Source organism: Streptomyces sp. NPDC029296, assembly GCF_055569255.1.
On the sequence record NZ_JBVHXT010000003.1, the window covers coordinates 254903 to 266511 of the forward strand.

9 protein-coding genes are annotated in these 11609 nt (G+C 74.4%); 1 reads left to right on the top strand and 8 read right to left on the bottom strand.

Translation table 11 applies throughout. The features are described 5' to 3' along the window. Nucleotides 1-12: 12 nt before the first annotated feature. The 8 genes from ACZ4W9_RS04170 to ACZ4W9_RS04205 all read right to left on the bottom strand — a co-directional run bounded on the left by ACZ4W9_RS04170 (nucleotide 13) and on the right by ACZ4W9_RS04205 (nucleotide 10585). Nucleotides 13-663 carry an RES family NAD+ phosphorylase gene (locus ACZ4W9_RS04170; RefSeq protein WP_467933029.1) on the bottom strand — a complete coding sequence of 217 codons (651 nt, stop codon included), beginning with the start codon at nucleotides 661-663 and terminating at the stop codon, nucleotides 13-15. Beyond that, nucleotides 663-1433 carry a hypothetical protein gene (locus ACZ4W9_RS04175; protein WP_467933031.1) on the bottom strand — a complete coding sequence of 257 codons (771 nt, stop codon included), beginning with the start codon at nucleotides 1431-1433 and terminating at the stop codon, nucleotides 663-665. Before ACZ4W9_RS04175 ends, ACZ4W9_RS04170 begins: the two co-directional genes overlap by 1 nt. Next, entirely contained in the window at nucleotides 1430-5329 is a 3900-nt protein-coding gene (locus tag ACZ4W9_RS04180; protein ID WP_467933032.1) for a CHAT domain-containing protein, read from the bottom strand. Before ACZ4W9_RS04180 ends, ACZ4W9_RS04175 begins: the two co-directional genes overlap by 4 nt. Before the next feature lie 217 nt (nucleotides 5330-5546). Beyond that, on the bottom strand, nucleotides 5547-6566 hold the full coding sequence (locus ACZ4W9_RS04185; protein ID WP_467933033.1) for a TIGR03842 family LLM class F420-dependent oxidoreductase: 1020 nt from the start codon (nucleotides 6564-6566) through the stop codon (nucleotides 5547-5549). Between the two features lie 11 nt (nucleotides 6567-6577). Next, nucleotides 6578-7972, bottom strand: coding sequence for a dihydropyrimidinase (hydA, locus tag ACZ4W9_RS04190; RefSeq protein ID WP_467933035.1), 1395 nt, complete (start codon nucleotides 7970-7972; stop codon nucleotides 6578-6580). 61 nt (nucleotides 7973-8033) lie between these two features. Beyond that, nucleotides 8034-9284, bottom strand: a complete 1251-nt coding sequence (locus tag ACZ4W9_RS04195; RefSeq protein ID WP_467933127.1) for an aspartate aminotransferase family protein — start codon at nucleotides 9282-9284, stop codon at nucleotides 8034-8036. A 29-nt stretch (nucleotides 9285-9313) separates the two neighbouring features. Further along, entirely contained in the window at nucleotides 9314-10156 is an 843-nt protein-coding gene (locus tag ACZ4W9_RS04200; protein WP_467933036.1) for a nitrilase-related carbon-nitrogen hydrolase, read from the bottom strand. 177 nt (nucleotides 10157-10333) lie between these two features. Continuing rightward, entirely contained in the window at nucleotides 10334-10585 is a 252-nt protein-coding gene (locus ACZ4W9_RS04205; protein WP_467933037.1) for a helix-turn-helix domain-containing protein, read from the bottom strand. Nucleotides 10586-10656: 71 nt separating this feature from the next. Between ACZ4W9_RS04205 and map the strand changes: the two genes are divergently transcribed. After that, entirely contained in the window at nucleotides 10657-11433 is a 777-nt protein-coding gene (gene map / locus ACZ4W9_RS04210) for a type I methionyl aminopeptidase (RefSeq protein WP_467933039.1), read from the top strand. Nucleotides 11434-11609: the final 176 nt, after the last annotated feature.

Here is an 11609-nt window from a genome sequence, read left to right on the forward strand (position 1 = left end):
GCGGTGAACCGCTCACTCCTCCGGGACGGAGATGCCCGCGCGCAGCGGTGCCAGCAGCCGGTTGACCTCGCACACGTCCTGGAGGGACGCGAGCCGCAGGCACTCCAGGGGCTCCGGGTCGAGCGGCCGGGCCGGGCAGCGGTCCTCGAACAGCAACAGCGCCGTGCGCGGCCGGCACCGCTTGGACGTCCACCACAGCCCCCGCACGTCGGCGCACCGTTCGCGGATCAGCCGCACCCAGTACCGGGTGCCGGCGTACTCCTCGGTGTCGACCAGCCAGTGGTCCTGCCAGACCGCGGCCAGCCCCTCGGCCGTCGTCAGGTCCACCAGACAGAGGTCGGCCGTGGTGCGCACCGCGGACAGGACGTACCGGGACGCCTGGGCCCAGGGGATCAGCCGCACCCCGTCGTCGCCGAATTCCACCGAGCGCAGCAGGACCTCGCACAGCGCGGTGACCGGGTCGAGGGCGGCGTAGAGATAGGGGTAGGCGTCCTTCTCGGTGGGGTCGAAGCGGCTTCCCTTGAAGAACTCGTGCGCGACGCTGGTGTTGAAGTCGGCGGCCTGGTACTTCTCCTCGTGGCACCGCCACAGCACCGTGCCCGTCGGCAGGAGGTGCCGCAGCGGCTCCATGGCAACGCCCTCGGGCGGTATCTGGCGGCCCATCAGACAGCCCCCACCAGTTCGGCGGCGGCGCGTTCCAGCGCGTCGTCCGGCACCACGCCGAGCAGTTCCGCGGGAACACCGCCCAGCCACCGGTTGCCGCCCAGCCACCAGTCGGCGGCGCCCCACGGGTCGCGGTCCGCGCACAGCAGTACGTTGATCCGGCGGACGACCGGCAGCGGTTCGGCCGTACCGGGCCTGAACTGGAAGCGGGGGTAGCGGACGCCGTCGTCCGGGTCGCGCAGCCGGATCAGGCCCGCCGCGGGGTCCGGTCCGCCGGGCGGCGGGGCGGGTTCGGGTCCGGGCCCGCCGGGTGCGGGGGGCTCCGACGCGGCGGGTGCCGTCGCCCCGGTCCCGGCCTCCGGGGGCGGGGGCCCGGCCTCGGTCAGGGCCGCGTGCTCGGCTTCGGTCAGGGCGGGTGCGGCGAGGAGGCGGCGGCGGGCCGCGCGGAGCAGTTCGCCCGGGCTGGGCGGCGGGGTGCCGAGGACGCTGATCACCGCGTCGATCGTGGCGAGGCGGGGCAGTTCGTGGACCGCGCCTGCGTAGCGGTGGCCGCCCAGCGCCTCGGCCACCGGGTGACGGGGCGGCAGCTCGGACAGCGTGCGCTTGAGCCGGCGTACGGTACGGGCCGCGGCGGCCGGGTTGCCGGCGACCGTCTCCTCGCGCAACTCGGCCAGCGCCTCGGACAGTTGGCGGTTGCCTTTCGCGTCGAGACCGCCGGCGACGGTGGTCCAGTGGTCCTCCAGGAGCCTCAGCAGTTCCTCCGAGGTCATACGGGCTCTCCTTCCCGCTGCGGGGCGGCGGGTGCCGCCGGTGCCGGGTTGCCGTGGTGGACGAAGGCGGCCCAGGTGTCGGGCCGGTCCCGGAAGTCCTCCGCGAGCCGCGCGTCCGAGATGTCCGCCAGCGCCGGGACGGGCGGGCGCTCGTCCGGCGGGGTGAGCATCCAGCGCTGGGCGGCGCGCAGCGCGTCCGGTGGCGCGAGGCCCCGGTTGAGGGCGTCGTGCAGGACGAGCATGACCAGCTCCGACCGTTTGTCGTCGACCTTCCACCGGGAGCCGATGGCGTCGGCGGCCAGCCGGTGCACCATGACCGAGGTGACGGTCAGGGCCTCGTCGTGGTCGCGGGTGGTCAGGTCGGTCTCGCAGCCGCCGCACACCACCAGGGGGCCGGCCGACCGGAAGGCGTCGCCCTCGGCGGGCGTCTCCAGCAGGGTGCTCAGGGTGAGACCGGCGCTCCGGGACGGCTCGCCGGCCCGGCCGGGGCCGGCCAGGAGCAGGGCCGACCGGGTGGGGTCCGGGCCGGCGAGCCCGTGACAGGCGAGATGCACCAGGGAGGCGGGGGCGGCGGCCCGGCCGCCGAGCAGCGCCAGGACGGTCTCCGGGGTGGCGGGGTCCTCGTGCGGGCGGTGCACCACGGCGTCCGGGTAGTGGACGGCGGCCAGGGTGTCGATCTCCTCCTCGGCCCACTCCAGGTCGTCCCCGCCGTGGAACACCAGGGCGGGCCGGCCGGCGAGCGGCATGCGCCGCCGGGCCGCGGCCCGCAGGAACTCCCGGCCGGAGGCCGCGTGGGTGAGCACGGTCACCTCACAGGCCCGGACCGGACGCGCTCCCCCGGGCCCGGCGGCCGGCCGGACCAGGGCCGCCTGCCAGGGCACCACCCCGAGTTCCCCACAGGGCACCAGAACGAGCCGCACGGCCCGGCCCTCGTCGGTTCCGGCGACCGGCGCGGGGCGCACGCCGTCAGCGGCGACCGGGGCGGGATCCGCGTCGGCGGCGGCGGCCGCGGCAGGACACGCGTCGACGCCCCCGGCCAAGGCAGGGCGCGGGCCGTCCCCGGCGGACGGTGCGGGGCGCCCCTCTCCACCCCCGGCCGGTGCCGGGCACCCGCCCGCACCCGCGGCCGGTGCCGAGCGCGCGTCGGTCTCGGTGCGGGTGGGATGCCCCGGGCCGATGTGGTCCAGGGCGGGGCCCAGCACGTCGCCGGCCCAGGCGCACAGGTCGTCCAGGGCGCGCAGCCAGCGCCGTTCGGCGTGCTTCTTCTCCTCCTTGTGCTTCTCCCCCTGGCCGACGGTGGTCTCCAGCCGCTGCCGGTCCGCGCCGGCCGCCAGGTACGCGGCGACGGGCCCGCGTCCCCGGGGGGTCAGGCCGGGCAGCGCCAGCGTCTCGACGGGACCGTCGCGGGGGACGACCAGCACCGCGCCGTCCGGGTCGTCGACGCCGGGGACCAGGTACAGCAGCGCGTCCGCCTCCGTCGCCCGCAGCCCGGCCCGCAGGTCGTCCACGGAGGGCAGCACCGGCTCCAGCTCGGCCCCGCCCTGCCCACGCAGCAGCTCCAGCGAGCGGCGCCGCAGGTCACCGGGCAGCCCGGGGGTGCCCGGGCCGACCGCGGCCAGCACCTCCATCGGGGAGCCGCCCGACGGGCCGCCGGGGCTGCCGGAGGCCACGTCGGCGGACAGCTCCCACAGGGAGCGGTCGTCACCGCGGTCCTGGTCGGCGGCGGCCCGCCAGCGCTCGGCCAGTTCGCTCTCGCCGAGGGCGGCCAGCCGGTCGGCGACGCCCGCGGAGACCGCCGCCGCCCCGAGCACCAGGGACCGGCCTGCCTCCAGACAGGCGATCGCCTCCTCGGTGCGCCCGGCCCGCAGCGCCCAGAACGCCGCGGCGCGGCCCCGGTCGGCCGCCGCGCGGGCGATCCGCAGGCCGCGCCCGACGCCCTGCTGGAGCAGGACCTCGTCGGCGGAGTGCCGCAGCGAGGTGCGGGCGAGTCCGACGGCGGCCGTCAGGTCCTCGTCGGTGCCCGGGGCGCCCGCCCGCAGCCCGGCGCGCTTGGCGTGCAGCGCGGCCAGGTCCCAGGTGACGCCGGCGCCGCCCGGCAGCCCTTCGGGCAGAGCCTCGAGCCCTTCGGTCAGCTCGCCGATCGCCTCGTCCAGCGCCCCGGCGTCCCCCGTGAACGCGTGCAGGGTGTCCAGGGCGAGCGCGATGGCGCCGTGCGACCTGGGCCGCAGCGCCCCGGCGAACTCGGTGCTCGCCAGCGCGGCCCGGGCACGCCGTACGCCCTCGGCGATGCGGCTCGGGTCGGACTCGACGATCGCCGTGAGGGTGAGCAGCGGGGCCCAGGTCATGTCGAGGAGGCTGCGCAGGACGGGCATGTCCACCGCCGTCTCCACGGCCCGCTGCATGTGGTGCACGGCAGCCCGCAGGCGGGCGGTCCGGTCGGCGCCCGGTGCGTCGAGCACGACGAGGCCGAGGTAGGCGACCCCGAGCGCCAGGCCGATGTGGGCGCCGGTCCATTCCTCGGCGCCGGCGTGGGTCTCGTCCAGCTCCAGTTCGCACAGCGCGTCGATGACGTCCTCGACGGTCTCGGCCTCGCCCCGGTCCAGGGCGGCGGTCAGCCGGGCCATCAGCCGCATCGTCTCCCCGCACAGGCGCAAGGTGGTCGCGGCCTCGCCGGCGGGGTCGCCGTCCCACCGCTGGGTCTCGAACAGCTCCAGGGCCAGGTCCTCGTCCTCCAGGCTGCCGCCGTTCATGGCGGCCCCGAAGAGCAGGACGGGTACGACGTTGGTGAGCCACTCGCCGTTGGGGTTGTCGTCCAGTTCCCCGTCGGCCCACGCCTCGTGCATCAGCCGGAGCGCCTCCCGGAAGCCCGCCATGTGGCCGGAGTACATGGCGCGGGCGAAGTGGAGGAAGGCGCCGAGCATCCTGGAGGTCAGGGGCGCGCGGCCGTCCGCCGGGGCGGTGGCGGGGTGTTCCCCCATCAGTTCGGCGAGGAGTCCGGAGACGTTCCGCGGCCCGACGATGCCGGGGGACATCACCTCGGCCAGGGCCAGGAACTCGGTCAGGACGTTCCGGGTCTCCACGGCCGCGTCGGCGTGCCCGGCCGGCCCGTCCCCCGCCGGCCCCTCGCCCGCCGGCATCTCCCCGGTCTGCCCGGGCCGCGCCGGGGACGTGGCGAGGGACCGCTCCAGCTCGCCGAGCATCAGGTGCATCAGGGTGCCCGTCGACGCCGCCACCGGCCCGTCCGTCATGGCCTCGACCAGGGGCCGGGCCTCGCGGACGAGCGCGTCGGTGTCGCCGGTCCGCAACGCGTCGGTCATCGCGACGAGCCCCCGCAGCCGGTCGCGGAATGCGGGGGTCATCCGCTGCTGCTCGTGTTCCAGCAGCAGCCCCGCGAGCAGCCCGGTGTCCTCCACGATGCCGGATCCGCCCTGGGCGAGGGGCCTGCCCAGCTCGGAGAGGGCCACGAGCCGGTCGACGTCCCAGTGCGGGGCGGAGATGACGGAGGTGTCCCGGCTCAGTCCCACCAGCCGGAATCCGGTCAGCGCCACCAGCCCCCGGTAGGCCGCCTCCCGCTCCTCGGCGCCGAGCAGGGGGGACGTACGGGCCTGGTCCAGCAGGGGCAGCGCACGCTCCCGGTCGGCCGGGGCGCCCTGGAGGACGAACCGTACGGCCCGGCACCGGCCGAGTCGTGCCGCCACCACGGCCGCCGTCGCGCCGCTCTCCCCCGCCCCCGCCGGATCGGCGAGCAGTTCCTCCAACTCCTCGATCAAGGCGTCGAGTTCCGGCCCCCGTATGCCGGTGTAGGTATCCGTCTCAACCGGTACGGACAGCTGGTCGGTGCGGGCGAGCGCGGCGGCGGCGCGGTCGGCCGCGGACACGGCTGCGGCATCACTCATGTGTCATCCCCTCCGCCGCCATGGTGCCCGCCGCCGTGGTCCGGCGGCCGGGTCCGGGCGTGCCCCACCGGCATCCTGCCGGACAACGCCCGGCTACCGGCCGGTTTCCGCCCGGTCCGCCCCGGGCCGCGCGTTCGGCGCGAGGCGGGGACACCACCCGCCGGTGAGCCGGGCCCCTCCCCGGGGCGGCGGGGAGGGGAGAACCGGGGTGAGGAGGTCAGGAGTTGACGGCCGGGATGATCCGGCTGCCGTAGACGTCGATCGTCGCCTCCTGGGCGTCGTGCATGTCGTACAGCGCGAACTGGTCGACGCCGAGGTCGCGCAGGGCGGTCAGTTTCCCGATGTGCCGCTCGGCGGGACCGATGACGCAGAACCGGTCCACGATCTCGTCGGGCACGAACGCGGTGTCCGGGTTGCCGCTGCGGCCGTGGTGGGCGTAGTCGTAGCCCTGCCGGGCCTTGATGTAGTCGGTGAGTTCCGCGGGGACGCCGGCGGAGTGCTCGCCGTAACGGGCGACGAGGTCGGCGACGTGGTTGCCGACCATGCCGCCGAACCAGCGGCACTGGTCGCGGGCGTGGGCGAGGGCCTCGGGCGAGTCGTCGGCGGTGACATAGGCCGGGGCGGCGACGCAGACCGTCACCTCGGACGGGTCGCGGCCGGCGGCGGCCGCCGCGTCCTTGACGGCCTTCACCATGTACTCGGTCAGGGACAGGTCGGCGAGCTGGAGGATGAACCCGTCGGCCTCCGCGCCGGCCGTCTTCAGGGCCTTCGGGCCGTACGCGGCCATCCAGACGGGGAGTTCGGCGCCCTCCTTGACCCACGGGATGCGGATCCTGGTGCCGCCGAGGTCGGCCTCCTCGCCGCGGCCGAGGGCGCGGATGACCTTCATGGCCTCGCTGATGTGGGCCAGGGTCTGGGGTCTGCGGCCGGCGACGCGCATCGCGGAGTCGCCGCGGCCGATGCCGCAGACGGTGCGGTTGCCGAACATGTCGTTGAGGGTGGCGAAGGTGGAGGCGGTGACCTCCCAGGTGCGGGTGCCGGGGTTGGTGACCATCGGCCCGACCGTCAGCCGCTCGGTGTGCGCCAGGATCTGGCTGTAGATCACGAACGGCTCCTGCCAGAGCACGGCGGAGTCGAAGGTCCAGCCGTAGCGGAAGCCGTTGCGCTCGGCCCGTCGCATCAGGCCGACGACGCGGGAGGCGGGCGGATCGGTCTGCAGGACGAGTCCGAAGTCCATGGTCGCCACTCCTAGTCCAGGTACTGACAGGTGGAGCGCGGGGTGAAGACGCCGTGCCCGGCCCGGCCGGTGAACTCCCGCCGGTCGATGACGACTTCGCCGCGCGAGAGGACCGTCTCGACGCGGCCGGTGACCCGCTTGCCCTCGTACGCCGAGTAGTCGACGTTCATGTGGTGGGTCGCGGCGGACATGACCTGCTCGGCGTGCGGGTCGTAGAGGACGATGTCGGCGTCGGCGCCCGGGGCGATGGTGCCCTTCTTCGGGTACAGGCCGAACATGCGGGCCGGGGTGGCGCAGGCGATCTCGATCCAGCGGCGGCGCGAGAGGTGGCCGTCCACGACGGCCTGGTGGAGCAGGTCCATGCGGTTCTCGACGCCCGGAAGGCCGTTGGGGATCCGGGAGAAGTCGCCCCGGCCCAGTTCCTTCTGGCCGGTGAAGCAGAAGGGGCAGTGGTCGGTGGAAACGACCTGGAGGTCGTTCGTCCTCAGGCCCCGCCACAGCCTGGCCTGGTGTTCGCGGGGCCTGAGCGGGGTGCTGCACACGTACTTGGCGCCCTCGAAGTCCGGCTCCGCGAGGTTGTCGGCGGACAGGAACAGATACTGCGGGCAGGTCTCGCCGAAGACGTCCAGTCCCTCGTCACGGGCCCTGACCAGCTCCGCGACCGCCTCCGCCGCCGAGACGTGGACGACGTACAGCGGGGCCCCGGCGACCTGGGCGAGCCGGATCGCGCGATGGGTGGCCTCGGCCTCCAGCAGCGCCTTGCGGACCTCGCCGTGGTGGCGCGGGCCGGTCTCGCCCCGGGCCAGCGCCTGCCGGACCAGCACGTCGATGGCGATGCCGTTCTCGGCGTGCATCATGATCAGCCCGCCGTTCCCGGCGGAGCGCTGCATGGCGCGCAGGATCTGGCCGTCGTCCGAGTAGAAGACGCCCGGATAGGCCATGAACTGCTTGAACGAGGTCACGCCCTCCTCGATCAGGAGGTCCATCTCCTTGAGCGTGTCGTCGTTCACATCGGAGACGATCATGTGGAAGGCGTAGTCGATCGCGCAGTTGCCCTCGGCCTTGGCGTGCCAGGCGTCCAGGCCCTCGCGCAGGGTGCGGCCGACGCTCTGCACCGCGAAGTCCACGATGGTGGTCGTACCGCCCCAGGCGGCGGCCCGGGTGCCGGTCTCGAACGTGTCGGAGGCGTGGGTGCCGCCGAACGGCAGCTCCATGTGGGTGTGCACGTCGACGCCGCCCGGGATGACGTACCGGCCGGTGGCGTCGATCTCGCGGTCCGCGGTCCAGTTCTGCGAGCGGGGTGTGGCCAGGGCGGCGACGCGGCCGTCCTCGATGAGGACGTCGGCGTGGATCTCGTCCGACGCGGTGATGACGAGGCCGTGGCGGATGACGGTACGGCTGCTCATGCTGCTCCTCGGTCACTCGGGGCGGGTCGGGGTGCCGTCGGCGGCTCGTGCGCTCCCGTCCCTAGTGGAGGCTCCTGAGCGCGCTCTCCAGGATCGCCGCGCCCTCCTCGGCCTCGGCGGCGGTCAGGGAGAGCGGCGGGGCGATCCGCAGGGCGCTGCTGTCGTGGCCGCCGCCCTTGCCGATGAGCAGGCCGTCCCGGCGGGCCGCCTCCAGCGCGGCGGCGGCGGCCCGCGGGTCGGCCTCGTCCGTGCCCGGCTTCACCAGCTCGATGCCGATCATCAGTCCGCGTCCGCGCACCTCGCGCACTCCGGGCAGCCCGGCGGTGGCCGCCCGCAGCCGTTCGGCGAGCAGTCCGCCGACGCGCCGGGCGTTGCCCTGGAGGTCGTGTTCGAGGAGGTAGGTGAGGTTGGCGAGGCCCGCGGCCATGGTGATCTGGGTGCCGCCGAAGGTGGAGATGCTGTTCGCGTCCAGGCAGTTCATGATCTCGGCGCGGGCGACGACCCCTCCGATGGACATGCCGTTGCCGATGCCCTTGGCGAAGGTGACGATGTCCGGCGGGCCGCCGCGGGCGTGTGCCTGCCAGCCCCAGAAGTGGTCGCCGGTGCGGCCCCAGCCGGTCTGCACCTCGTCGGAGATCCACAGGATGCCCTGGGCGCTCAGCACCTCGCGGAAGGCCGCGAACAGGCCGTCGGGCGGCGAGGTGAACCCGCCGACGCCCTGGACGGGTTCGGCGATCAGCGCGGCCGGGGGCCGGGTGTGGCCGAGGACGTCCGACAGGTCGGCGACGCAGGCGTCGATGAACGCGCGGTCGTCCAGGTGGGCGAAGGGGCCGCGGGTGCGCACGGCGCCGTGCACGTACAGGGTCTGCACCGGGGACAGGGAGGTCGGGGACCAGCCGCGGTTGCCGGTGATGCCGACCGCGCCGAAGGAGCGCCCGTGATAGCTGTTGCGCATGGCCAGGACGGTGTTGCTGCGCCGGTAGGCGGTGGCGAGCAGCAGGGCGGTGTCGTTGGCCTCGGTGCCGGAGGCGGTGAAGAACACCCGGGGGTCCGGGATGCCGCTCACCTGGGCGATGCGCTCGGCGAGTTCGACCATCGGCCGGTTGAGGTAGAGGGTCGAGGAGTGCAGCAGCCGGCCGGCCTGCTCGGCGACCGCCTTGGTGACCTCGGGCAGGGCGTGCGCGGTCAGCGTGGTGAGGATGCCGCCGAAGAAGTCCAGGTATCTGCGGCCCGAGGAGTCCCAGACGTGGCGGCCCTCGCCGTGGGTGATCTCGATCGGGTCGTCGTAGTAGAGGGCGAGCCAGTCGGGCATGACCCCGCGGTGGCGGGAGTGGAGGCCGGTCACGGCCGCACCAGCCCTTCGTAGGCGTCGGGGCGCCGGTCGCGGTAGAAGGCCCACTGCCGCCGCACGTCGTCGACGAGGCCGAGGTCCAGGTCCCGCACGAGGAGTTCCTCGCTCGTGTCGCTCGCGACCGGGCCGACGAACTGTCCGCGCGGGTCGACGAAGTACGACGTGCCGTAGAAGTCGTTGTCGCCGTACTCCTCCTGTCCGACGCGGTTGATGGCGGCGACGAAGTACTCGTTGGCGACGGCGGCGGCGGGCTGTTCCAGCCGCCACAGGTGGGCGGACAGGCCCCGGTGGGTGGCGGAGGGGTTGTAGACGATCTGGGCGCCGTTCAGGCCGAGTTGCCGCCAGCCCTCCGGGAAGTGGCGGTCGTAGCAGATGTAGACGCCGACCTTGCCGACGGCGGTGTCGAAGACGGGCCAGCCCAGGTTGCCGGGTTTGAAGTAGTACTTCTCCCAGAAGCCCCTCACCTGCGGGATGTGGTGCTTGCGGTACTTGCCGAGGTAGCCGCCGTCGGCGTCGATCACGGCCGCGGTGTTGTAGTAGAAGCCGGACTGCTCGACCTCGAAGACCGGGACGACGAGCACCATGCCGGTCTCCCGGGCGAGGTCCCGCATCCGGCGCACGGTCGGGCCGTCGGGCACGGGTTCCGCCCAGCGGTAGTGCCCGGGCTCCTGGACCTGGCAGAAGTAGGGGGCGTTGAAGACTTCCTGGAATCCGATGATCCGCGCGCCGCGGCGGGCCGCCTCGCGGGCGTGCTCCTCGTGCTTCGCGATCATGGACCCGGTGTCTCCGGTCCAGGTGGCCTGGACCAGAGCGGCGCGGACGACGTTGGCCATGAGCTGCTCCTTCGACGCGACGTCAGAGCCTCTACGCCCGTAGAGCAGGCGGTAGAGGGACGAACGTAAGCCCCCGGGCGGCCCTTGCCAAGACCACCCGTCGTCAACCCGCGGGGCCGATCATGTTTCACACCCCCGTGGAGGAACGGGCCCGGCGAGGCGCGCCGTGCGGGCGGCTCAGAGGGGCACCAGGGCGCACCGGGTCACCAGCTCGTCCATGGACAGCCCGAGCGCGCCCGCCAGCGCGGCGACGGTGAAGAACGCCGGCGTCGGCGCCCGTCCCGTCTCGATCTTGCGGAGCGTCTCGGCGGAGACGCCCGCCGCCGCGGCGACGTCCGCCATGCTCCGGTCGCCGCGCGCCTCGCGCAGCAGCTGCCCGAGCCGCTCGCCGCGTTCGCGCTCTTCGGGAGTGAGTGGGGTGCGCACCATGCCCCCATTCTGCCCCTCCCCCGCGCCGGCCCCTCCGTTCACCCAATTAAAATACCGGTATAGTAATTGGCATGGTGGAACTGAAGACCGAAACATCGATCGACGCGATGCACGCGGCGGGCCAGGTCGTCGGGCGTGCCCTGACGGCCGTGCGGAAGGCCGCGCGCGTCGGCGTCTCGCTGCTGGAGCTGGACGAGGTGGCCCGGGAGGTGCTGCGCGAGGCGGGCGCGTCCTCGCCGTTCCTCGGCTACCGCCCCTCCTTCGCCCCGACCCCCTTCCCCGCGGTGATCTGCGCCTCGGTGAACGACGCGATCGTGCACGGCATCCCCACCGGCTACCGGCTCCGCGACGGCGACCTGCTCTCCGTCGACTGCGGCGCCGTGCTGGACGGCTGGGCGAGCGACTCCGCGATCAGCTTCGTGGTGGGCCGCGCCCGCCCGGCGGACCTGCGGCTGGTGGAGACCGCCGAGCGGGCGCTGGCCGCGGGCATCGAGGCGGCCGTGGCGGGAGGCCGCATCGGGGACATCGCGCACGCCGTCGGCCGGGTCTGCCGCACGGCCGGCTACGGCATCCCGCAGGGCTTCGGCGGCCATGGCGTGGGCCGCCGCATGCACGAGGACCCCGAGGTCCCGAACGAGGGCCGCCCCGGCCGCGGTCTGCCGCTGCGCCCCGGCATGGTCCTCGCCATCGAGCCCATGCTGATCGCGAGCGGCAAGGACGGCTACCACGAGGCCCCGGACGGCTGGACCCTGCGCACCGACGACGGCTCCCGCGCGGCCCACGTCGAGCACACGGTGGCCGTCACGGAGGCGGGCCCCCGGATCCTCACGGCCCGGCAGACACCCTGACGGGCCGCGGAGCCCAGCGGCGGCGCGGCCCGGGAGACCCGCGGCCACCGCCGCCCGGACGGGCCCCCTCACCGCCCGTGGGCGAACATGCCCGCCCCCACGGATCGTGCCATCGTGGGCATGAGCAACCCGCCCCCGGGTTACCCGGCCGCTCCGCATGTCGTCAGTGAAGGAAC